We start from the raw sequence: 21,343 nt of genomic DNA, 5'->3' as shown, positions 1-21,343 counted from the left end.
GACGGGATGACCACGGCACCGCGTCCCCGCACCAGCACCCGGGACCCCGAGGAGCTGACCCGCCGCCTCACCGCCTGGCTCGCCACCCGGCTGCCCGGCGCCAGGGCGGCCGGCGTCACCGTACCGGCCTCCAACGGCATGTCCAGCGAGACCCTGCTGTTCGACATCGACCACCCCGAAGCGCCCGTCCCCTCCTGTGTGCTGCGGCTGGCGGCGGACCCCGCGGCCTACACCGTGTTCCCGGTGTACGACATGGGCCGCCAGTACCGCACCCTGAAGCTCGTCTCCGAGCGGACGGACGTGCCCGTGCCCCGGGTGCTGTGGCTGGAGGAGGACCCGGGCCCGCTCGGGGCGCCGTTCTTCGTCATGGAACGCATCGCCGGCCGCGTTCCGCCGGACGTCATGCCGTACACCTACGAGGGCAGTTGGCTGCACGCGGCGAGCGACGCCGAACGTGAGCGCCTGGAAGCGGCCACGGTCGGCCTGCTGGCCCGGCTGCACGACCAGGCCCCGCTCCCGGAGGCGGAGTTCCTGGCCCTGCCGGGCCGGGGAGACGCGCTGCGCCGGCATGTGACGGCCCAACGCGCCTACTACGCCTGGGTGATCGAAGGCCTCGCCCGCTCACCGCTCATCGAGGCCGCGTTCGACCGGCTCGAGCGGCTGTGGCCGCGCGACCCCGGCGCGCCCGTTCTCACCTGGGGGGACGCGCGCATCGGAAACGTCGTCTACGACGGCTTCGAGCCCGTCGCCGTGCTGGACTGGGAGATGGCGGCGCTCGCCCCGCGCGAGGTGGACCTCGGCTGGACGGTGTACCTGCACCGCTTCTTCCAGGACCTCACGGCCGGCTCCGGGCAGCGGGGACTGCCCGGCTTCCTGCGCCGCGACCGCGTCGAGGCCCGCTATGCGCGCCTGACCGGCCACACCCCGCGGGACATGGACTTCTACACCCTGTACGCCGCCCTGCGGCACGCGATCGTCATGCTGCGCATCGCCTACCGGCAGGCGTACTTCGGGGAGGTCGCCGTCCCGGCCGACCCGGACACGCTGATCCTGCACCACGACAGCCTGCGCGCCATGGTGCAGGGCACCTACTGGGTGGGGTGAGGCGGCTCAGGCGGCCTGGCGGCGCATCACCGGCACGCGCATCGGGCGCGAGCCCGGGCCGCCGGCGTGTGAGAAGGGCTGCGTCCGCCAGTTCAGACCCTGGGGGAGCGTCAGCAGCAGCGCCGTGTCCTGCTCCTGCGGCTCGGCGGACTCGTCCGCCGGGCGGGCGTCGGCCGCCGAACGGCCCGTACCCGCGCACACCGTGAGCCCGAACGGGTTCCACGGCGAGGCGCACAGCGCGTGCTCCGGCAGGAACTCCTCGTCCGCCAGCAACGCGATCGGCTGCGCGCAGTCCGGGCAGATCACCCGGTACATCTCGAAGGTGTCGTAGGCGTCCAGTTCGTCGTCGAGAGCGTCGCGTTCGACGCCCTCCGGCTCGGGCTCGGCGACCGGCTGCTGCCGTGCGGACGCGGATCGACCAGGGCGATGGGCACTCTGCATGGATTTCTCCCCCTAAGGCTGGGCCGTGAAAGGCACTGCGGCCACGACCACAGCAAGCACTTCCCGTCCGCTCCCGGAGGTAATCACGAACACATCACGGAGCCTGTCCGAGTCGTGTGGCGTTCGTCACACGCCCCGTCCAGGTGCCCTCCCCGACGCCGTTTTCCGCCGGACGGGGAATGACCTGCGCCTCTCAGGTATCCGAGGAGATCAAGCGCACTGTAGGTTTTGGCGGCATGGAGGAGCTGGACCGACAGATCGTGCAGCTGCTCGTCAAGGACGGGCGGATGAGCTACACAGACCTGGGCAAGGCCACGGGCCTGTCCACGTCGGCCGTGCACCAGCGGGTGCGCCGGCTGGAGCAGCGTGGCGTCATCCGCGGCTATGCCGCGGTGGTCGACCCCGAGGCCGTCGGGCTGCCGATGACCGCCTTCATCTCGGTCAAGCCGTTCGACCCCAGCGCCCCCGACGACATCGCGGACCGCCTCGCCGGGGTCCCCGAGATCGAGGCGTGCCACAGCGTGGCCGGCGACGAGAACTACATCCTCAAGGTACGTGTGGCCACCCCGCACGAACTGGAGGAACTGCTGGCCCGGGTGCGCTCGCTGGCCGGCGTCTCCACCCGCACCACCGTGGTGCTGTCCACCCCGTACGAGGCGCGCCCTCCGAAGATCTGAACCGGCCGCCCCGGTGCCCGGCGTGCCCCGCGCACGCGAGAGACTGTGCCTCATGAGTGAGCAGTCCGCCGAGCCCCAGACCGTCCTGCTGCGCCGCGGGGAGGTGCACAGCCCCGCAGACCCCTTCGCCACCGCGATGGTGGTGGAACGCGGCCAGGTCGCCTGGGTCGGCTCCGAGGGCGCCGCCGACGCCTTCGCCGACGGCGTGGACGAGGTGGTCGACCTCGACGGCGCCCTGGTCACCCCGGCCTTCACCGACGCCCATGTGCACACCACCGCCACGGGCCTGGCCCTGACCGGCCTCGACCTGTCCGGCGCCCCCTCCCTGGAGGCGGCCCTCGCGCGGATCCGCGAGTTCGCCGCCGCCCGCCCCGGTGACCGGGTGCTGCTCGGCCACGGCTGGGACGCCGCCCGCTGGCCCGGCGGCCGGCCGCCGACCCGCGCGGAGCTGGACGCGGCCACCGGCGGACGCCCGCTGTACCTGTCCCGCATCGACGTGCACTCCGCGGTCGTCACCACGGCCCTGCTGGACCTGGTCCCCGGCGACGTCACCCGCGAGGACGTCCCGCTCACCCGGGAGGACCACCACGTCGTCCGCGAGGCCGCCCTCGCCGCCGTCACCCCCGCACAGCGCGCCGAGGCCCAGCGCACCGCCCTGGCGCACGCCGCCTCCCTCGGCATCGGCACCCTGCACGAGTGCGGCGGCCCGCAGATCTCCTCCGAGGACGACTTCACCGCCCTGCTGCGGCTCGCCGCCGAGGTGCCCGGCCCCCGCGTCGTCGGGTACTGGGCCGAACAGGGGGACGACGGTGTGGCGAAGGCCCGCGAGCTGGGCGCGGCCGGTGCCGCGGGCGACCTCTTCGCCGACGGCGCCCTCGGCTCGCACACCGCCTGCCTGCACGAGCCGTACGCCGACGCCGCCCACACCGGCACCGCCTACCTGGACGCCGACGCCGTCGCCGCCCATGTGCTGGCCTGCACCGAGGCGGGCCTCCAGGCCGGCTTCCACGCCATCGGGGACGCGGCCGTGGCCGCCGTGGTCGAGGGCGTGCGCACCGCCGCCGACAAGGCGGGCCCGGCCCGGATCCGCGCCGCCCGGCACCGCGTCGAGCACGCCGAGATGCTCACCCCCGAGACCGTCGCCGGCTTCGCCGAGCTGGGCCTGATCGCCTCCGTCCAGCCCGCCTTCGACGCGCTGTGGGGCGGCGAGGACGGCATGTACGCCCGGCGGCTGGGCGCCGAGCGGGCCCGTACCCTCAACCCGTACGCCGCGCTGCTGCGCGCCGGCGTACCGCTCGCGTTCGGTTCCGACAGCCCGGTCACCCCGCTCGACCCCTGGGGCACCGTCCGGGCCGCCGCCTTCCACCGCACGGCCGAGCACCGGATCTCGGTCCGCGCCGCCTTCACCGCGCACACCCGCGGCGGCTGGCGGGCCGTCGGCCGGGACGACGCCGGTGTCCTCGTCCCGGGTGCGCCCGCCGACTACGCCGTCTGGCGCACGGACGAGCTGGTCGTGCAGGCGCCCGACGACCGGGTGGCCCGCTGGTCCACCGACCCGCGCTCGGGCACCCCCGGCCTGCCCGACCTCTCCCCGGGCCGTGACCTGCCGGTCTGCCTGCGGACCGTGGTGGGCGGACGGACGGTGTTCGTACGGCCGGGCGAGTGATCTCCCGGGGTGGCGCGGTGGCCGGGCGCCGCCGCGGCCCCGCCGCCCGACCTGCGCATCCTCCGCGCGTGCCGCGCCGGCGGCGAGGACTTGCCAGATCAGGAGGCTGTTGACAGTCGGCGGCCAGGGGCCGGTAGGTTCGTCCGAGTCCACCACCGGACGCCCGACCGGTGGAGCATTCAGACGGCTCGTCGCAGCGCCGCTGGGTCAGGGACGGTGTGCCGAACCGGGGCACCGTCACTGGGAGCCAGGCTCAGCGCCCGCGCCGACGAGGGAACGCTCCAGCTGGTCGGCCAGGTGTGACCCGGGTGGGGCCCGGGCGCTCAGTAGACAACGGCTTTCGGTCGATCCGCAGCCAGCGGGTCCCAGGTCGGCCCGAAGGGCGCCGGGCCCCCATCCGTCGTGGTACCGAGGGGCCGAGGCCGGCGGGACCGGGCCGGAAAAGCCGATTCTTACCCAGCTCTTCGCGAATCGACACCACCATTTGCGCGCGATGTCGCGTCTTCCCAGGCCGCGGCCACTAAGGTGGACCCCCTGAGTACGACATGAAGGGGCAGTAGTGAACGACGGCGACGGGACCCTCGCGGCCAAGTCTCACGGGAGGCAGTTCGGCCCGCTCGGCACGGCCTTGGTGATCATTCCGACCTACAACGAGGCGGAGAACATCAAGACCATTGTCGGCCGGGTGCGCAGGGCCGTCCCCGAAGCGCACGTACTGATCGCGGACGACAACAGTCCGGACGGCACCGGCAAGCTCGCCGACGAACTGGCCGTCGGGGACGACCACATCCAGGTGCTGCACCGCAAGGGCAAGGAGGGCCTCGGGGCCGCCTACCTGGCGGGCTTCCGCTGGGGCCTGGAGCGCGACTACGGCGTGCTGGTCGAGATGGACGCCGACGGCTCCCACCAGCCCGAGGAACTGCCCCGGCTGCTCACCGCCCTCAAGGGCGCCGACCTGGTCCTCGGCTCCCGCTGGGTGCCCGGCGGCCGGGTGGTGAACTGGCCGAAGTCCCGGGAGATCCTCTCGCGGGGCGGCTCCACCTACTCGCGGCTCATGCTCGACGTGCCGATCCGGGACGTGACGGGCGGCTTCCGGGCCTTCCGCCGCGAGACCCTGGAGGGCCTCGGCCTCGGTGAGGTCGCCTCCCAGGGCTACTGCTTCCAGGTCGACCTGGCCCGCCGGGCGGTGAAGGCCGGCTACCACGTCGTCGAGGTCCCCATCACCTTCGTCGAGCGCGAGCTGGGCGACTCCAAGATGAGCCGGGACATCGTCGTCGAGGCGCTGTGGCGGGTCACGGCCTGGGGCGTCGGGGACCGCATCGGCAAGATCACCGGCAAGGAAAAGCACGCCTAGGGCCTGCCGGGCTGATCGCACGCTTATCCCGCGCTGAGCCGCGCCCAGGCACACTGGGAGCATGACGACTGGCGCTCCGACCTCCCCGAACACCGCCCGCCGCCGGCGCTCCCGGCTGCGCAGGTATCTGCCGCTGGGCCTCGCCCTGTGGCTGGTGCTGGAGATCTGGCTGCTGACCCTGGTCGCGGGGGCGGCGAGCGGCCTCACCGTGGTCCTGCTGCTGGTGGCGGGGCTCGTGGCCGGCTCCGTGGTGATCAAGCGGGCGGGCCGCCGCGCCTTCCAGAACCTGAACGAGGCACTGCAGCGGGGCGGCTCGCCGGCGCGCGGCGGCGGCAACGGCCTGACGATGCTCGGCGGTCTGCTGCTGATGATCCCCGGCCTCGTCTCGGACGCGGCCGGTCTGCTCCTGCTGCTCCCGCCGGTCCAGAAGGCGGTGAGCCGCTTCACGGAGAACGCGCTGGAGAAGAGGCTCCGCAAGGCCACCCCGGGCAGTTTCGGGGAGGTCTTCCAGCAGGCCCGCATGCACCGGCCCGACGGCAAGGTGGTGCAGGGCGAGGTCATCCGGGAGGACCGCTCCGAGCCGGGGGAGCGGCGGCCTCCGCTCACGCGCTGAGGCCGGGCTGCGTCCGCGGCGCCCGGGCGGGCGGCGGTGCGGGCCTCGGGCAGCACGAAACCGCGGGCGCCGTACGTCTTCACGTACGGCGCCCGCGGTTACTTGTGCTGTCGTGCGCGTTACGCGCTCTTGCGGCTGTCCCTGGGGTGGACCGCGATGTTCATCGCCCCAGAGCGCAGAACCGCCAGACGCTCCTCGAGGACCTCTTCGAGTTCCTCACGGGTGCGTCGTTCCATCAGCATGTCCCAATGGGTACGCGCGGGCTTGGCCTTCTTCTCCTCAGGGCCGTCGCCGTCCACCAGAAGTGCCTGGGCCCCGCAGACCTTGCACTCCCACTCCGGCGGGATCTCCGCCTCGACCGAGAAGGGCATCTCGAAGCGATGCCCCTTCTCACATGCGTACTCCACGGCCTGGCGCGGGGCCAGGTCGATGCCGCGGTCCGTCTCGTAGCTGGTCACCACGAGGCGCGTACCGCGAAGAGCTCGCTCACTCATGAATCGTGCCTCCCGGGCTTGTCGCCCACAGGACAGGTGTCGCTGTCGTCGTCATCCGGTCAACGTCCGGTCGGCGGTAAAGATTCCCGTTCCGAGTCCCGTTCCGGGTCATGCGTCGCCGTCGTAGCCGCCCCTTGTTCTACCCACAGGCGCCCGGTTTGTCACATCTGCTAGCAGATGTCACCCAGCGTTTCGGCATCTTTGACGCGCAGTAACGGTACGCCTGGCAGGCCAAACGCGTACACTACCGCCCTTTCACGCCGAGTGCTAAATCGGCGCTGGATCCCTTCGGGAACGGGGTTCCCCGCCTCGCCGGTCGCACGCCGTACCGGTACCCGCGCGAGCAGGACGAAACCGAGAACGCGGCCGGGTAATCAGACCCAGACGCCGCGGTCCTCCATGACCTTGCGCAGCATGTCGATGTGGTCGGTCATGATGCCATCGACCCCGAGGTCCAGGAGCCGGTGCATCCGCTCGGGTTCGTTGATGGTCCACACGTGCACCTGCAGCCCGCGCGCGTGGGCGGCGCGGACGAAACGGTGGTCGACCACGGGCACGCCAGACTGGGCCTCGGGTACCTGCGCGGCCACTGCCGACCGGCGTACCGCGGCCGGCAGCCCCCAGGAGCGCAGCCGCAGGTTCAGCACCCCGCGTGTGCCGAACGAGGTGGCCAGCCGGGGCCCGGCCAGCCGCTGGGCGCGGAGCACCCGCGCCTCGGAGAAGGAGCCCACACAGACCTGGTCCCAGGCGCCCGTGCGCTCGATCAGGTCGAGCAGGGGCCGCAGCGCGGGCTCCGCCTTGATGTCGACGTTCCAGCGCACCCCGGGGAAGGTCTCCAGCAGCTCCTCGAACAGTGGCACCGGTTCCCGGCCGCCCACGCGCGCGTGCTCTATCTGCGCCCACGGCAGGTCGGCGATCCGGCCCGTGCCGTCGGTGATCCGGTCCAGCGTCGCGTCGTGGAAGGCGACCAGCCGGCCGTCGGCCGAGGCGTGCACGTCCGTCTCGATGTACCGGTAGCCCATCTCCACCGCACGCCGGAACTGCGCCACGGTGTTCTCCAGGCCGTCTGCGGCCCCGCCCCGGTGGGCGAACGCGATCGGCCCGGGATGGTCCAGGTAGGGGTGGCGCAGGGGCGGTCTCGTGAGGGTCACGGACGCAGTATGACCCGCTCGGGTGTCGCGGCGGCAACGACCGTGCTGCCCGCCGATGCCGGCGACACGGCGAACACCCGCAGGAACACCTGGGCCAGCGGGCCGATGGACACCGCGTACAGCACGGTGCCCACCCCGATGGTGCCGCCCAGGACGAACCCGGTGACCACCACGGCCACCTCGACCGCCGTCCGCATCAGCCGGACCGAGCGGCCGGTGCGCCGGTGCAGTCCGGTCATCAGGCCGTCGCGCGGGCCCGGACCGAAGCGCGCCGCGATGTACAGGCCGGTCGCCATGCCGTTCAGCACGATCCCCGCCAGCAGGAGCGGAACGCGCAGGGTGAGGGAGCGGACGTCCGGCAGGAGCGCGAGCGTGCCGTCCATGGCGAGGCCGACCACGAAGACGTTGGAGACCGTGCCGAGCCCGGGCCGCTGGCGCAGGGGGACCCACAGGAGCAGCACCGCCGCGCCCACCACGATCGACACGGCGCCGATGCTCAGCCCGGTCAGCTCCGCGAGTCCCTGGTGGAGCACGTTCCACGGCTCCAGCCCCAGCCCCGCCGCCACGAGCAGCGCGGAACTCGCACCGTACAGAGTGAGTCCCGCAGCCAGCTGGACCAGCCGTCGTCCGAGACGGCGGCTGGAAGCGGACGCGCTGGGAGTGGACACGAGATACCCCCCGGGGTGGTGGCGGTGGCCTGACACATGACACTCTGTGGCTTGGAAACGATCGCTCTCCATGGCCAATTCGGGGAAGGTGGACTGATCTCATGGCGCAGTGGACCTCGGCAATGGGGGCCGCGCAGCTCGCCCGGCTCCTCACCTCGCAGCAGGACCGCCCGGCCGGTCCCGGCACCCGCCGTCCCCCCGCCTATCGCGCCCTCGCCGACGGCATCCGGCTGCTCGTGCTGGAAGGCCGGGTCCCGGTGGCCGCCCGCCTTCCCGCGGAACGCGAACTGGCCCTGGCCGTCTCCGTCAGCCGTACCACCGTCGCGGCGGCCTACGAGGCGCTGCGCGGCGAGGGCTTCCTGGAGTCCCGGCGCGGAGCGGGCAGCTGGACCGCCGTGCCGGCCGGCAACCCGGTCCCGGCCCGTGGCCTGGAACCGCTGCCCCCGGAGGCCCTCGGCTCGGTGATCGACCTGGGCTGTGCCTCGCTCCCGGCGCCCGAGCCGTGGCTGACCCGGGCCGTGCAGGGCGCCCTGGAGGAGCTGCCGCCGTACGCCCACACGCACGGCGACTACCCGGCCGGGCTGCCCGCCCTGCGCTCGATGATCGCCGAGCGCTACACCGCGCGCGGGATCCCCACCATGCCGGAGCAGATCATGGTGACGACCGGCGCGATGGGCGCCATCGACGCGATCTGCCACCTCTTCGCGGGCCGCGGCGAGCGGATCGCCGTGGAGTCCCCGTCCTACGCCAACATCCTGCAGCTCATGCGCGAGGCGGGCGCCCGGCTGGTCCCGGTCGCGATGGCCGCGGGGCTGTCCGGCTGGGACATGGACCGCTGGCGCCAGATCCTGCGCGAGGCCGCCCCGCGCATCGCCTACGTGGTCGCCGACTTCCACAACCCCACCGGGGCGCTCGCCGACGAGGACCAGCGGCGCCGGCTGGTGGACGCGGCCCGCTCGGCGGGCACGGTGCTGGTCGCCGACGAGACGATGTCGGAGCTGTGGCTCGACGAGGACTTCCGGGACGGCGGGATGCCCCGCCCGGTGTGCGGTTTCGACCCGGCCGGTTCCACGGTGATCACGGTCGGCTCGGCCAGCAAGGCGTTCTGGGCGGGGATGCGCATCGGCTGGGTGCGTGCGGCCCCGGACGTCATCCGCAGCCTGGTCGCCGCCCGGGCGTACGCCGACCTGGGCACTCCGGTGCTGGAACAGCTGGCCGTGAACTGGCTCTTCAGCACGGGCGGCTGGGCGGAGGCCGTGGAGCTGCGCCGTGCGCAGGCCCGTGAGAACCGTGACGCCCTGGTGGCCGCCCTCCGCCGGGAGCTGCCCGGGTGGGAGTTCGAGGTGCCCCGGGGCGGTCTGACGCTCTGGGTCCGCGCCGGCGGCCTCTCCGGCTCCCGTCTCGCCGAGGCGGGTGAGCGAGTCGGGGTCCGTGTGCCGTCCGGCCCCCGTTTCGGCGTCGACGGCGCGTTCGAGGGGTACGTACGGCTTCCGTTCACCGTCGGGGGAGCGGTGGCGGACGAAGCGGCGGCTCGGCTCGCCGCCGCGGCCCGGCTGGTGGAGTCGGGGGCGACGGGGGCGGGGGAGTCTCCGCGGACGTTCGTGGCGTAGCCGGGGCCGGGGAGTGGGTATCCGCGGTGGCGCCCGGCGTCCGGTGGGAGGCGCCCCGCCTGGGCCGGGGCCGGGCCGGACAGAGCCCCCCGCCTCGGCCCCGGCCCGGGCGCGGGACACCCGGCTGACCTCCGGCCGCTCCGGCCTTCCCGGCGGGCACCGGTGTCTTCTCGGTGGGCGGCGTCCTTGAGATCCGCCCTGGCTCGGCTGCCTTTCTCGCTTCCGTCGCCTGCGTCCCGTGCCCCGCCCGTGTCGGGTCCGTCGGCTCTGCCGGACCGGCCGGACCGGCCGGATCCGCCGCCTTGGCCCGGCCCGGCGCAGGATGCCCGGCTAGCCCTCGGCCGCTACGGCCTCCGCCGGCACCGGTGTCTTCTCGGTGGGCGGCTTCGTGAGATCCGTCAGTTCCGCCGGCTCGGCCGCCGGGGCGTTCGTCCGTGGGGGCAGCAACTCCAGCACCGCCTGCCGGTCGGCGTCGCTCGTGGCGTCGTCGTAGGGATCGGGCGTGCGCGGCACCTGGAGCCGGTGCACCGGGCCGGAGCCCAGTCGGGCGTACCCCCGCCCGGGCGGCAGGTGCGCCGGTGGCGTGGTGTGCGGCGGTACCCCGAGCACCGTCTCCACCTGCTGGGGCGCCGCCGCTCCCAGCACCACGCGCGCGCGTGTGTGCTGCCGAACCGCGTCGCTGAGCGCGTCCACGCTGTCGAACTGCTCGGCCACGACCACGGTCACGTTGGCCGCGCGTCCGTGCCGCAACGGCACCTGGAGCAGGGCCTGTGGGTCCTTGCGGCCGTCCGCCGCCGCGAGGTGCGCGAAGACGCCCGGCCGGTCCACCAGGAGCCACAGCGGGCGCCGGGTGTCCGCGGGCGGCGGGTCGCCCGCCTGCCGGGCCAGGTTGATCGCGATCAGCCGCCGCTCGGTCTCCTGCGCGGCCCACTCCAGGCTGGCCAGTGCCCCGGCGAGGGCGCACTCGACGGCCAGTACGCCCTCCCGGCCGGTCAGGCAGGCGTACTCGCCGGTGCCGCCGCCGTCGACGACGAGCACATCGCCGTACTGCAGGGCCTGCAGGGCGATGGAGCGCAGCAGCGTGGACGTGCCGCTGCCGGGATGCCCCATGGCCAGCAGGTGCGGCTCGGTGGAGCGGATGCCGGTGCGCCAGACGACCGGCGGGACGTCGATCTGTTCCTCTCCGTAGGAGAGGGGGAGCGTGCGCTGGACCTCGCTGGGGTCGGTGTAGCCGAGGACGGTCTCACCGGGTGCGGTGACGAAGCGCTGGGCGGGGACATCGGCGGGCAGCGGGGCGAGGACGGTGACGGTGAGCTGGTTGCCCGCCTCGTCCCACGCGAAGTGGTACTCACGGCTGCGACCGGCCTTCGCGGTGAGCAACTGCTCGATCCGCGCGCGGGCCGCGGGCTCGCCGTCCGGGAAATAGGCGGGGTAGCGGATCACGAGGTGGCCGACGCGCCCGGCGTCGTCGAACTCGTGCGCGACGAACCCCTTCTCCCACTCCCCGCCGTGCGCGTACAGCGGCGCCGGGTCCTCGGGGCCGGAGAAGTACGGCACCAGGGCCTCGTACAGCGCCTGGAGCCGCTCGCTCTGGGCCTCGTCGGGTCCCTCGGAGGCCGAGGGGGTGCGGTCGCGGCCCTGCCAGGCCGCCGCCGCCATCACGGTGATGACGGCGAGCAGCGGCCCGTACGGCACCAGGGCCACGACCAGGAGCACGGACGCCACCAGGAACAGCAGCGGCCCGCGTCTGTCCTTGGGCGTCTCCGCCCATCTGCGCCGGCCGGCCGAGGCCAGCAGGCGCAGCCCCCGCGTGACGGTGATCAGCGGGTGAAGGACGTCGGTGGCGCTGTCCGCCGCCGTCCGGGCCAGCTCCCTGCTCCGGGCGATCTGCATCCGGGCGATCTGGGCGCTGTCCTTGCTCAGGATGCGGGGGAGAGGGCGCCGGGCCACTGCTGTCTCCTGGTGGTGCGTGCGGACGGGACGGGCGGCGTCAGAACTTGATGCCGCCGAGGAGGCTGGCCAGGCTCTCGCCGCCTGCCTTGATGCTGGGGGCGATCCCCGTGCTGGCGAGGTAGAAGCCGAACAGCGCCGAGGTGCATGCGTGCGAGCCCTTCAGCCCGTCCTTCCGGAAGAAGAGGAAGACGACGATGCCGAGCAGCAGGACGCCTGACAGGGAGAGGATCATTTCGGGTCTCCTGGTGTCGAGAGGGGACAGTCACCATGAGTTCTTCCAGGATCACAGGATGTATCCATACGATTAAAGGTGCAACCGGGTGAAAAACGGCGTATTTCCCCCAGTTGGCGGAGCCGGTCAACGGCCGGTTGACCAGGTCTTTTACTGTCACCAGGGCCTGTCGCTGATCTTTACCTCGGGCACATCGGGTCATGTGCCGCGCGAGCCAGTACCCTGGCGATTCACTCGTACGGCCGCGTTCCGCTCGCTGCCGTACGCTCGCTCAGTCCCCGAGCGGTTCCCGAAGGCGCAAGGAGAGGCGGTCCGGCCGATGAGTGAAGCCCCCGACCCCGAGGTCGTGGAGCTGGCGACCAAGATCTTCGATCTGGCCCGGCAGGGGCAGACCGAGGCGCTCGTGGCGTACGTCGACGCGGGTGTTCCGGCCAACCTCACCAACGACCGCGGCGACTCCCTGGTGATGCTCGCCGCCTACCACGGTCACGCCGACGCGGTGCGTGCGCTGCTCGCCCGCGGCGCGGCGGCGGACCAGATCAACGACCGTGGCCAGACCCCGCTCGCGGGTGCCGTGTTCAAGGGCGAGACGGACGTGATCAAGGCTCTCCTGGAAGGCGGAGCCGACCCTTCCGCGGGCACGCCGTCGGCCGTCGACACGGCCCGGATGTTCGCCAAGACGGAACTGCTCGAACTGTTCGGCGCACACTGAACGAAGTGTCCTGACCAGCTAAGACACAGAAAACGGGGGAGGCGGTAAAGGGCCGCCGGAAATACGGTCGCGGCAGCACACCGCGCGGGTCATCATGACGACGTGATTCACGGACGCGATGGCCGGGCAGGTGTTGCCGCACCGCGCGGGCCGTGAAGCGGTCCGCATGGGCCACCGACGAGAGGCAGAGAGAAATGGTCTACAGCAAGCAAGAGACGGCGGGCGCTCCGACGTTGTGTCACGCGGCCAGGTAATGCGTGTTTCCCGGTTGCGTCGACGCTTGATGTGAGGCTGTTTCCCATGTTCGATCCGGTCATAGCGCCCAGCGGTACGCTGCTGGGCCTGCTCCAGCGCGGCCGTGGCGACGGCACGCTGCACGCGCTCACCGCCCCGCGCGCCGAAGCGCTCACGGCCCTGAACCACTGTGTGCTGCGCGATCCCCGCCACGACTGGCAGGTGGAGAACCGCTCCCTGTACTACGCCCGGCTCTACCTCGACCTGAACGGCGGGCTGGACGCCATCGAGGCGCACCTCTTCGACCCGGAGGACGTCGTCCACACCGACGAGTCCCGCACCGGTCTGGCCCTGGCCGTCCTCGGACACCTCGCCTCCTACGGCAGGCGGGACGCCCTCCTGCTGCTGCGCAGGTACGCCGCCCACGGCTCCAACTGGGCGTGGGCACTGGACGAACTGGCCCTGCGGGACGACGACGCGGGCCTGCGTGCCCTCGCCGCCCCCGTCCTGGCCCGCTTCGCCACGGACCCCGAGGGCGAGGCCGAACTGGCCACCGCCGTACGCGACGCCTTCGAGCCCCGGCCCTGGCGGCTGTGGGCCGAGGATGCGCGCGAATCGATCGCCACGCGTGTGCGTGCCGCCCAGGAGACCGGCTGTTTCGACCGCTGGCAGAGGCAGTTGCGTCCCACCGGCCCGCGCCCCGGCTGGAGCGTCCGCGCCGTCTTCGAGTGGGCGCAGCAGGGCATGGAGCGCGGCGCCGCCCTCCACGTCCCCGCCGCCCGCTGCCTGGTCGCCGTGGCCGGCCCCGAGGACCGGCCGGAGATCCTCCAGGCCGCCAGGAACGGCATCGACGGCGCCCGCTGCACCGCCCTGCGTTACCTCGCGGACGGCAACGACCCCGACGCCCTCGGGCTGATCGAGGTCGCGGTCGCCGACGGAACGGCGGCCGTCGTGGAGGCCGCCGTGGACGCCTTCGAACGGATGCGCAGCGTCGCCGCCGTCGACCGCGCCCGGGGCTGGGCCCAGCGCCCCGACGCGCTCGGCGCCGCCGCCGGCCGCATGCTCGCCTGCCGGGGCGGTGTCAAGGACCGCGACCTCGTCCTCGCCGCCCTCCGCGAAGCCGTACGCGGCGAGGGACCGGACGCGCCCACCCTGTGGACCCTCGTCGACGGAGCCGGACGCCTCGGCATCGCCTGCGCGGCCCCCGTCCTGCGCCACATCTACCGTGAGACGGCCTCCTCCCATCTCCGCGGCCGGGCCGCCCGCGCGCTGGCCGCCACCGATCCCTCCTTCGCCGCCGGCTTCGCCGTCGAATGCCTGTGGGACTGCGAGGAGACCACCCGTGAGGTCGCCGCCCGGCACGCCGAGACCGGTGACACCCGGGTCGTGGAGCGCCTGCGCCGCCTGGCCGCCGACCCGGCCGAGGAGGACGAGGTGCAGACGGCGGTACGCAGCCGCTTCGGCCCCGACGCGACGCTCGGCTGAGCCACGCGGTGACCCGGGGCGCCCCGGAGCGTCCGTGTCCGGACAGGTCCCTCGGCCGCGTCGTGCGTCGGCCGTGCCCCGTGCCGGCCGGCCCCCGCTCGCGCATCCGGTCCGGGCGGACGACGGCCCGGCGTATGAACACCGGGTGACCCGCAGGTCAGGCGGTCATGACGGCAGCCTGGCCTGCTCGGGTGCGCAGTCCAACGCTCATGGGACGTTCCCCGCGCGGAAAGATCGAAGTCGACGCGGGCACGTCCTGCGCGGCGACAACACCCGTATGCGTGTCGTCATCGTGACCGAATCCTTTCCCCCCGATGTGAACGGCGTGGCCCACTGCGCGCTCCAGACCGCCCGGCACCTCGTAGATCGCGGTCACCACCCGCTCGTCGTCGCCCCCGCCCCCGCACCCGGCAGCGGCCCGGACACGGATGCCCCGTGCCCCGTCGTCCGGGTCCCCTCCCTCCCGCTCCCCGGCTACCCCCAGGTCCGCGTCGCCCTGCCCAGCCGACGCCTCGCCGCCGCCCTCGTCGCGCACCGCCCCGACGTGATCCACCTGGCCAGTCCCTTCGTCCTCGGCGTCCGCGGCATGGCCGCCGCAGCCCGGCTCGGTGTCCCCGCCGTCGCCGTCTACCAGACCGACCTGGCCGGCTACGCCCGTACCTACATGGGCGCCGGAGAGGCCGCCGCCTGGCGCCGTATCCGCTCCGTGCACGCCGCCGCCGACCGCACCCTCGCCCCGTCCAGCGCCGCCCAGGCCGATCTGGAGACGCACGGCGTGCCCCGGGTACGGCTGTGGCCGCGGGGCGTGGACACCGTACGTTTTCGGCCAGACCGCCGGGATGAGGCACTTCGCCGCGAACTCGCCCCCAACGGCGAACTCCTCGTCGGCTACGTCGGCCGGCTCGCTCCCGAGAAGCACGTCGAACTCCTCTCCGGAGTGTGCGGGCTGCCCGGCGTGCGGGTCGTGGTCGTGGGCGACGGACCCAGCCAGGCGCACCTGGCCGAGGCGCTGCCCGGCGCCGTCCTCCTGGGCCGCCGTACCGGCGGTGAGCTGGCCCGGATCTTCGCCTCGCTGGACGTGTTCGCGCACACCGGCCCCTTCGAGACCTTCTGCCAGACCGTCCAGGAGGCCATGGCCAGCGGTGTCCCGGTCGTCGCGCCGGCCGCCGGCGGCCCGCTCGACCTGGTCGCCCACGGCCGCACCGGCCTGCTCGTCCCGCCGGGTGACGCCACCGCCGTCCAGGAGGCCGTCCGGGCCCTGGCCGCCGATCCCGGGCGGCGTGCCGCGTACGGCGCCGCCGCCCGCGCCATGGTCGAGGGCCGCACCTGGGCCGCCGTGGGCGATCAGCTGATCGCCCACTACGACGACGTGCTCGTGACACGGAAGACGGCGGTGGCGGCATGACCGGCCAGTCCCTGCGCATAGTCCGCCTCGCCAACTTCGTCGCCCCCTCCTCCGGCGGCCTGCGCACCGCCCTGCGCGAACTCGGCAAGGGCTTCCGGGCCGCGGGGCACGACCCGGTCCTGGTCGTGCCCGGCGAACGGCACACCGACCGCGACACCGAGCAGGGCCGCGTCATCACCCTGCCCGGCCCGCTGCTGCCCGGCACCGGCGGCTACCGCGTCCTCACCGACAAGCGGCGCGTGGCCGCCCTCCTGGAGGAGCTGGCCCCGGACCGCCTGGAGGTCTCCGACCGGACCACCCTGCGCTGGACCGGCCGCTGGGCCCGCCGCGCGCGCGTGCCCGCCGTGATGGTCTCCCACGAGACCGCCGACGGCGTACTGCGCACCTGGGGCCTGCCCGAGCAGCTCGCCCGGCGCGCGGCCGACTCCCTCAACACCCGGACCGCGCACGTCTACTCACGGGTGGTGTGCACCACCGAGTTCGCCGAGCGCGAGTTCGTCCGCATCGGCGCGCGCAACGTCGTACGCGCCCCGCTGGGCGTCGACCTGATGGAGCGCCACCCCGCCCTGCGCGACGCCGGGCTGCGTGCCCACCACGCGCGCGCGGATGAGGCGCTGCTCGTGATGGCCTCCCGGCTGTCGGTCGAGAAGCGACCCGGCACGGCCCTGGACGCCCTGGAATCGCTGCTGCGCCGCGGGCGGCGGGCGGTGCTCGTGGTCGCCGGGGACGGGCCGCTGCGGGCCCGGCTGGAGCAGCGCGCGCGGGACCGCGGGCTCCCGGTCACCTTCCTGGGGCATGTCTCCGACCGGGCCGTACTCGGCGCCCTGCAGGCGTCCGCCGACGTGTGCCTCGCGCCCGGGCCCGCGGAGACCTTCGGACTGGCCGCGCTGGAGGCCATGGCGTGCGGCACACCCGTGGTGGCGAGCGCCTCGTCCGCGCTGCCCGAGGTCATCGGCTCCGCCGGGGCCACCGCGGCCGGCACCGCAGGCGCGTTCGCTGACGCCGTGGAACGGCTCCTGGACCGCGCCGAACCCGAGCGGCGGGACGCGGCACGCGCGCGTGCGGAGTGCTTCGGGTGGGGAACGGCCGTGGAGGCCTTCCTGGCGGCCCACGACGCCGAGGTCCTGCGGCGCACCGGCTCCCGTCCCGCCGTGCCGGAGGCCGCGGCATGAGAGCCGTGCGTTTCGTCGCCGTCGGGGACTCGCTGACCGAGGGCGTGGGCGACCCGCACGGCACGGGCTGGCGGGGCTGGGCCGCGCTGCTGGCGGCCTCCCTCGCCGAGGACAGCGAGCACGTACGGTTCACCAACCTCGCGGTCAGCGGGGCACAGACCCGGGACGTGCGGGAACGGCAGACGCCGGCCGCCCTGGAGCTGCGCCCCGACCTGGTGTCCGTGGTCATCGGCGTCAACGACACCCTGCGCAGCACCTTCGACATCCACGCCGTGGCCGCCAACCTCGACGAGGTGTACGCGGCCTTCGCCCGCCAGGGCGCCACCCTGCTCACCGCCTGCCTGCCCGACCCGGGCGCGATGCTCGGCCTGCCGGACGCCCTCGCGCGTCCGCTGGCCCGCCGCCAGCGGGCGGTCAACGAGGTCGTGCACGCCCTGTCGGACCGCTACGGCGCCGTGCACCTGCACGCGGCGGACGGGGTCTGGGTCACCGACCGCACCCTGTGGAGCGCGGACCGGCTGCACCCGGGCGAGCGCGGCCACCGGCAGCTCGCCGCCCGCTACCACACGATGCTCGCCGAAGCGGGCCGGGCCACCGGACGGCCGCCCTCGCCCGAGCCGGAGCTGCCCGCCCCGACCCGTACGGCGAGCCTGTGGTGGCTGGCCACGGCGGGGACCGGCTGGGTGGTACGGCGCTGCAACGACCTGCTGCCGCAGCTGCTGCGCCTGGCCGCCGACGAACTGCGGCACCGCGCCCGGGGCACCAGCGCCCGTCTCGACCTGCGCGCGTCGGCGGCGGTCTCCGCGGCCCTCGCGGCCCTGCCGACGTCCCTGGGCGACACCGCCGAGGCCGCTCCGGTCCGGCGGGGCCGCGCCGACGGGCGGGCGCCCCTGCCGGAGGAGGCCGCTCCGGTTCGGCTGGACCGCATCGGCGAGCAGGCGGTGGTTCCGGCGGGGCTCGACGCCGTTCCGGCGCAGCCCCGCCGCACCGGCGAGGGCGTGGACCTGCCGGAGGGAGCCGTCGAGGCCGTCATGGCTCAGCGGCGCCGTACCGGCCAGGACCGGACCGGGGTGCCGGGCGACACCTGCGCCGCGGCCGGCAGGCCGACGGCGCGGACCACCGCGACCACCGGGTAGCAGCGGGGTCACCCTGGTGTTCTCGTGTCTCCTGTTCCCGTGCGGGCTCAAGGGCCGACCGACCTCACTCGACGCCGGTCAGCCGGTACTGCTCGTCGCGGGCGTCGGTCAGGAACATCCGGCCCGGTGCGTGCGTGATCGCGAACGGCGGCCGGGAGGCCATCACGGCCGCCTGCGGGGTCACCCCGCAGGCCCAGAACACCGGGATGTCGCCGTCGGCGGCGGTCACCGGGTCGCCGAAGTCCGGGCGGCCGAGGTCCTCGATGCCGAGGGCCGCGGGGTCTCCGCAGTGCACCGGGCCGCCGTGCACGGCCGGCAACAGGCTGCTCTCCCGGATCGCGGCACCCAGGTGCTCGGGCGGCACGAACCGCATGGACACCACCATCGGCCCGCGCAGCCGGCCCGCCTCCCGGCAGGGCCGGCCGGTCACGTACATCGGCACGTTCCGGCCCTGCTCGACGTGGCGGATCGGCACGCCCGCCCGGGCCAGCGCCCACTCGAAGGTGAAGCTGCAGCCGAGCAGGAACGACACCAGGTCGTCCCGCCAGTACGCGCGCACGTCCGTGGGCTCGTCCACCAACTCGCCGTCGCGCCACACGCGGTAGCGCGGCAGGTCGGTGCGCAGGTCGGCGCCCTCGGCGAGAACGGTCGCCGTGGAGCCGGCGTCCGTGACGTCGAGCACGGGACAGGGCTTGGGGTTGCGCTGGCAGAACAGCAGCATGTCGTAGGCCCAGTCCGCGGGCACGGCGATCAGGTTGGCCTGCGTGTGGCCCGCCGCGACCCCAGCGGTGGGACCGGCCAGGCCCGCGCGGAAACGGGCCCGCGCGGTTTCCGGGCTCCACGCGTGCGCGTGGGCGTCGACCGTGGTGACGGGACGGTCCTCGGTACGGTCCACCCGGGTCATGCCAGCTCCTTCCCGCGCGTCTCCGGCAGCCCGAGCAGGGCGAGCGCGGCGAGGCCGTAGCCGATCGCGCCGAAGACCAGCGCGCCGCCGACCCCCCAGCTGTCCGCGAGGAAGCCCACCACGGTCGGGAACACCGCGCCCACCGCGCGCCCGGTGTTGTACGTGAACCCCTGCCCCGTGCCGCGCACCGCCGTCGGGTACAGCTCGCTGAGGTAGGAGCCGAAGCCGCTGAAGATGGCCGACATGCAGAAGCCGAGGGGGAAGCCGAGCACCAGCAGCAGGGTGTCGGCGCCGTGCGGGATGTTCGCGTACGCCAGGATGCACAGCGCTGACAGCAGCGCGAACAGCCAGATGTTGTTGCGCCGGCCGAGCCGGTCGGTGAGATGGCCGCCGGTCAGGTAGCCGAGGAAGGCGCCGGAGATCAGGAAGGTCAGATAGCCGCCGGTGCCGACGACCGACAGGCCGCGCTCGGACTTCAGGTACGTCGGCACCCAGGTCGCCAGGGTGTAGTAACCGCCCTGCACGCCCGTGGACAGCAGGCTCGCGAAGAGCGTGGTGCGCAGCAGGCCCGGGGCGCCGTCCCGGGCCGGCCGGAAGATCGCCGTGAACGAGCCGCGCCGCGGATCCTGTTCACGGGCCGCCGTGGCCGTGGGGGCGTCGTGCACCCGGCGGCGCAGCCACACCACGAACAGCGCCGGCAGTGCGCCCGTCCAGAACATCACCCGCCAGGCCAGGTCGTCCCCGGCGAAGGAGAACACCAGCGTGTAGACGACCGCCGCCAGTGCCCAGCCGGCCGCCCAGGAACTCTGGACCGCGCCGAGCGTACGGCCCCGGTGGCGTGCGCTCGTGTACTCGGCGACCAGGATCGCGCCGACCGCCCACTCGCCGCCGAAGCCGAGGCCCTGGAGGGCGCGGAAGACCAGCAGGGTCTCGTAGGTGGGCGCGAAGCCGCAGGCGACGGTGAAGACGGCGTACGTGATCACGGTGATCATCAGCGCCCGGACCCGGCCGACCCGGTCCGCGACCACGCCGGCCGCGGCGCCGCCGACCGCCGAGACCACCAGCGTGACGGTGGTGAACAGGCCGGTCTGGCCGCTGTCGAGGCGGAAGTACGCCGCCAGCGCCACCATGCTCAGCGGCAGAGTGAAGTAGTCGTAGGAATCCAGCGCGTATCCGCCGAAGGCTCCGGCGAACGCCCGCCGTCCGCGCGGGCCGAGGGCGTGCAGCCAGCCGAACGCGCCGTCCTCGGCGGAGCGTTCGCCTCGCGCCGGCCGTACGCCGGTGGAGGGCGCGGACGGAGGCGGTGGAGTCGTGCTCATGGGCACCTCGCAGAAGGGGGACGGAGGGTGCGGAGAAGTGAGCCGTGCGGAGCACCGTAGGGGATCGTTCAACGATCCTTCAATACCCATGTTGTTTCGTCCTGCTGTCTGCGATTGAATTCCGGGCATGGCAGAGCAGCTGACGGGACTGGCCGGCGACCGTGCCCTTCTGGGCCGCACCAGCACCGCTGAGCGGGTTTCGGACATCCTCAGGAGCCGCATCTCCGAGGGCTACTTCCCGCCCGGCACCCGGCTGTCGGAGGACAGCATCGGCGGGGCGCTCGGCGTCTCCCGCAACACCCTGCGCGAGGCGTTCCGGCTGCTCACCCACGAGCGCCTGCTCGTCCACGAGCTGAACCGCGGGGTGTTCGTACGGGTCCTGACCGTCGAGGACGTCGAGGACATCTACCGCACGCGCTCCCTCGTCGAGTGCGCCGTCGTCCGCGGTCTGGGCGAGCCGCCGTACCCGCTCCGGCAACTGGCCGCGGCGGTCGCCGAGGGCGAGCAGGCCGCCGTCGACAGTGACTGGAAAGCGATGGGTACCGCCAACATCCACTTCCACCGGGAACTCGTCGCCCTCGCCGGCAGCGAGCGCACCGACGAGCTCATGCGCAGCGTCTTCGCCGAGCTGCGGCTCGCCTTCCACGTCGTGGACGACCCGCGCCGGCTGCACGAGCCGTACCTCGCCCGCAACCGCGAGATCCTGCGCACACTGCAGGCCGGCGACCGGCGTGGCGCGGCGCGGGCCCTGGAGACCTATCTCGCGGACTCCCTGGAGCGGGTGGTGGAGGTCTACCGCCGCCGGGTCGGCGAGGACAGCGCCCCCTAGCGGGCACCGGGAAGACGCGCGGCCGGCCACGGGCCCGTACCCGGGACGGCGCCCCACCGTGCCCGGCCCTCCGTACCCGGGACGGCGCCCCACCGTGCCCGGCCCTCCGTACCCGGGACGGCTCCCCACCGTGCCCGGCCCTCCGTACCCGGGACGGCGCCCCACCGTGCCCGGCCCTCCGTAC

At 73.8% G+C, this 21,343-nt stretch carries 19 protein-coding genes and 3 pseudogenes; 12 read left to right on the top strand and 10 right to left on the bottom strand.

What is annotated here, in order from left to right:
* Positions 1–6: 6 nt before the first annotated feature.
* Positions 7–1,104: a phosphotransferase family protein gene (locus AB0B40_RS20065; RefSeq protein WP_362264782.1), complete on the top strand. Its 1,098-nt coding sequence runs from the start codon at positions 7–9 to the stop codon at positions 1,102–1,104.
* Positions 1,105–1,110: 6 nt separating this feature from the next.
* Here AB0B40_RS20065 and AB0B40_RS20060 read toward each other — a convergent pair whose 3' ends face one another.
* Positions 1,111–1,545, bottom strand: a complete 435-nt coding sequence (locus AB0B40_RS20060; RefSeq protein WP_345056415.1) for a hypothetical protein — start codon at positions 1,543–1,545, stop codon at positions 1,111–1,113.
* A 236-nt stretch (positions 1,546–1,781) separates the two neighbouring features.
* On the opposite strand from AB0B40_RS20060, the gene AB0B40_RS20055 reads away from it, so the two are divergent.
* From AB0B40_RS20055 to fxsA, 4 genes are all read left to right on the top strand, one after another.
* The gene (locus AB0B40_RS20055; protein WP_132853528.1) at positions 1,782–2,222 is read left to right on the top strand and encodes an Lrp/AsnC family transcriptional regulator; all 441 of its coding nucleotides are present in this window, start codon (positions 1,782–1,784) and stop codon (positions 2,220–2,222) included.
* Between the two features lie 52 nt (positions 2,223–2,274).
* Positions 2,275–3,888, top strand: a complete 1,614-nt coding sequence (locus AB0B40_RS20050; RefSeq protein WP_362264780.1) for an amidohydrolase — start codon at positions 2,275–2,277, stop codon at positions 3,886–3,888.
* Positions 3,889–4,447: 559 nt separating this feature from the next.
* The gene (locus tag AB0B40_RS20045; RefSeq protein ID WP_362264778.1) at positions 4,448–5,242 is read left to right on the top strand and encodes a polyprenol monophosphomannose synthase; all 795 of its coding nucleotides are present in this window, start codon (positions 4,448–4,450) and stop codon (positions 5,240–5,242) included.
* A gap of 61 nt (positions 5,243–5,303) precedes the next feature.
* Complete coding sequence (gene fxsA / locus AB0B40_RS20040; RefSeq protein WP_345056407.1) at positions 5,304–5,855, top strand: FxsA family membrane protein; 552 nt, start codon at positions 5,304–5,306, stop codon at positions 5,853–5,855.
* 119 nt (positions 5,856–5,974) lie between these two features.
* On the opposite strand, the gene AB0B40_RS20035 is transcribed toward fxsA, so the two are convergent.
* The 4 genes and pseudogenes from AB0B40_RS20035 to AB0B40_RS20020 all read right to left on the bottom strand — a co-directional run bounded on the left by AB0B40_RS20035 (position 5,975) and on the right by AB0B40_RS20020 (position 8,168).
* A complete protein-coding gene (locus AB0B40_RS20035) occupies positions 5,975–6,349 on the bottom strand; it encodes an RNA polymerase-binding protein RbpA (RefSeq protein ID WP_003977404.1) in 375 nt (124 codons plus the stop codon).
* Positions 6,350–6,519: 170 nt separating this feature from the next.
* Positions 6,520–6,711, bottom strand: a pseudogene (locus tag AB0B40_RS20030) (MFS transporter); the annotation flags it as partial.
* Between the two features lie 12 nt (positions 6,712–6,723).
* A complete protein-coding gene (locus AB0B40_RS20025; protein WP_362264776.1) occupies positions 6,724–7,500 on the bottom strand; it encodes a glycerophosphodiester phosphodiesterase in 777 nt (258 codons plus the stop codon).
* Positions 7,497–8,168, bottom strand: coding sequence for a hypothetical protein (locus tag AB0B40_RS20020; RefSeq protein ID WP_345056403.1), 672 nt, complete (start codon positions 8,166–8,168; stop codon positions 7,497–7,499). The genes AB0B40_RS20025 and AB0B40_RS20020 overlap by 4 nt, the downstream gene beginning before the upstream one ends.
* A gap of 101 nt (positions 8,169–8,269) precedes the next feature.
* On the opposite strand from AB0B40_RS20020, the gene AB0B40_RS20015 reads away from it, so the two are divergent.
* Positions 8,270–9,778, top strand: coding sequence for a PLP-dependent aminotransferase family protein (locus tag AB0B40_RS20015; protein WP_345056401.1), 1,509 nt, complete (start codon positions 8,270–8,272; stop codon positions 9,776–9,778).
* A gap of 330 nt (positions 9,779–10,108) precedes the next feature.
* Here the strand turns inward: AB0B40_RS20015 and AB0B40_RS20010 are convergent, their stop codons facing one another.
* Together AB0B40_RS20010 and AB0B40_RS20005 are read right to left on the bottom strand one after the other, a co-directional pair.
* Entirely contained in the window at positions 10,109–11,728 is a 1,620-nt protein-coding gene (locus AB0B40_RS20010) for a hypothetical protein (RefSeq protein ID WP_362264774.1), read from the bottom strand.
* Positions 11,729–11,768: 40 nt separating this feature from the next.
* Positions 11,769–11,963: a hypothetical protein gene (locus AB0B40_RS20005; protein WP_345056397.1), complete on the bottom strand. Its 195-nt coding sequence runs from the start codon at positions 11,961–11,963 to the stop codon at positions 11,769–11,771.
* 319 nt (positions 11,964–12,282) lie between these two features.
* Between AB0B40_RS20005 and AB0B40_RS20000 the strand changes: the two genes are divergently transcribed.
* The 5 genes and pseudogenes from AB0B40_RS20000 to AB0B40_RS19980 form a co-directional block, all read left to right on the top strand.
* Positions 12,283–12,675 (top strand): ankyrin repeat domain-containing protein, encoded by a 393-nt coding sequence (locus tag AB0B40_RS20000; protein WP_201825269.1) that lies wholly within the window; start codon positions 12,283–12,285, stop codon positions 12,673–12,675.
* A 300-nt stretch (positions 12,676–12,975) separates the two neighbouring features.
* The gene (locus AB0B40_RS19995) at positions 12,976–14,394 is read left to right on the top strand and encodes a HEAT repeat domain-containing protein (RefSeq protein WP_345056394.1); all 1,419 of its coding nucleotides are present in this window, start codon (positions 12,976–12,978) and stop codon (positions 14,392–14,394) included.
* A gap of 277 nt (positions 14,395–14,671) precedes the next feature.
* Positions 14,672–15,799 (top strand): glycosyltransferase family 1 protein, encoded by a 1,128-nt coding sequence (locus tag AB0B40_RS19990; RefSeq protein ID WP_345056392.1) that lies wholly within the window; start codon positions 14,672–14,674, stop codon positions 15,797–15,799.
* Positions 15,796–16,971 carry a glycosyltransferase gene (locus AB0B40_RS19985; RefSeq protein ID WP_345056390.1) on the top strand — a complete coding sequence of 392 codons (1,176 nt, stop codon included), beginning with the start codon at positions 15,796–15,798 and terminating at the stop codon, positions 16,969–16,971. Before AB0B40_RS19990 ends, AB0B40_RS19985 begins: the two co-directional genes overlap by 4 nt.
* Positions 16,968–17,792: pseudogene (locus tag AB0B40_RS19980) on the top strand (SGNH/GDSL hydrolase family protein); the annotation flags it as partial. The gene AB0B40_RS19985 and the pseudogene AB0B40_RS19980, both read left to right, overlap by 4 nt.
* A gap of 215 nt (positions 17,793–18,007) precedes the next feature.
* Here the strand turns inward: AB0B40_RS19980 and AB0B40_RS19975 are convergent.
* From AB0B40_RS19975 to AB0B40_RS19965, 3 genes and pseudogenes are all read right to left on the bottom strand, one after another.
* Positions 18,008–18,106 (bottom strand): annotated as a pseudogene (locus AB0B40_RS19975) (allophanate hydrolase subunit 2 family protein); the annotation flags it as partial.
* Between the two features lie 65 nt (positions 18,107–18,171).
* Entirely contained in the window at positions 18,172–19,002 is an 831-nt protein-coding gene (locus tag AB0B40_RS19970) for a putative hydro-lyase (protein WP_345056503.1), read from the bottom strand.
* A gap of 5 nt (positions 19,003–19,007) precedes the next feature.
* Entirely contained in the window at positions 19,008–20,330 is a 1,323-nt protein-coding gene (locus tag AB0B40_RS19965; protein ID WP_345056388.1) for an MFS transporter, read from the bottom strand.
* A 127-nt stretch (positions 20,331–20,457) separates the two neighbouring features.
* On the opposite strand from AB0B40_RS19965, the gene AB0B40_RS19960 reads away from it, so the two are divergent.
* Positions 20,458–21,159: a GntR family transcriptional regulator gene (locus AB0B40_RS19960; RefSeq protein ID WP_345056387.1), complete on the top strand. Its 702-nt coding sequence runs from the start codon at positions 20,458–20,460 to the stop codon at positions 21,157–21,159.
* Positions 21,160–21,343 lie beyond the last annotated feature (184 nt).

The sequence above is a fragment of the Streptomyces sp. NPDC042638 genome (assembly GCF_040647235.1).
Taxonomy (GTDB): domain Bacteria; phylum Actinomycetota; class Actinomycetes; order Streptomycetales; family Streptomycetaceae; genus Streptomyces; species Streptomyces rameus.
This window is presented reverse-complemented; position numbering and strand designations above follow the sequence as displayed.

Bases quoted from the DNA above. Each gene is read 5' to 3' on its own strand.
- AB0B40_RS20065 (WP_362264782.1), top strand. From the start codon at position 7: ATGACCACGGCACCGCGTCCCCGCACCAGCACCCGGGACCCCGAGGAG.
- AB0B40_RS20060 (WP_345056415.1), bottom strand. From the start codon at position 1,545: ATGCAGAGTGCCCATCGCCCTGGTCGATCCGCGTCCGCACGGCAGCAG.
- AB0B40_RS20055 (WP_132853528.1), top strand. From the start codon at position 1,782: ATGGAGGAGCTGGACCGACAGATCGTGCAGCTGCTCGTCAAGGACGGG.
- AB0B40_RS20050 (WP_362264780.1), top strand. From the start codon at position 2,275: ATGAGTGAGCAGTCCGCCGAGCCCCAGACCGTCCTGCTGCGCCGCGGG.
- fxsA (WP_345056407.1), top strand. From the start codon at position 5,304: ATGACGACTGGCGCTCCGACCTCCCCGAACACCGCCCGCCGCCGGCGC.
- AB0B40_RS20035 (WP_003977404.1), bottom strand. From the start codon at position 6,349: ATGAGTGAGCGAGCTCTTCGCGGTACGCGCCTCGTGGTGACCAGCTAC.
- AB0B40_RS20015 (WP_345056401.1), top strand. From the start codon at position 8,270: ATGGCGCAGTGGACCTCGGCAATGGGGGCCGCGCAGCTCGCCCGGCTC.
- AB0B40_RS20005 (WP_345056397.1), bottom strand. From the start codon at position 11,963: ATGATCCTCTCCCTGTCAGGCGTCCTGCTGCTCGGCATCGTCGTCTTC.
- AB0B40_RS20000 (WP_201825269.1), top strand. From the start codon at position 12,283: ATGAGTGAAGCCCCCGACCCCGAGGTCGTGGAGCTGGCGACCAAGATC.
- AB0B40_RS19995 (WP_345056394.1), top strand. From the start codon at position 12,976: ATGTTCGATCCGGTCATAGCGCCCAGCGGTACGCTGCTGGGCCTGCTC.
- AB0B40_RS19990 (WP_345056392.1), top strand. From the start codon at position 14,672: ATGCGTGTCGTCATCGTGACCGAATCCTTTCCCCCCGATGTGAACGGC.
- AB0B40_RS19985 (WP_345056390.1), top strand. From the start codon at position 15,796: ATGACCGGCCAGTCCCTGCGCATAGTCCGCCTCGCCAACTTCGTCGCC.
- AB0B40_RS19965 (WP_345056388.1), bottom strand. From the start codon at position 20,330: ATGAGCACGACTCCACCGCCTCCGTCCGCGCCCTCCACCGGCGTACGG.
- AB0B40_RS19960 (WP_345056387.1), top strand. From the start codon at position 20,458: ATGGCAGAGCAGCTGACGGGACTGGCCGGCGACCGTGCCCTTCTGGGC.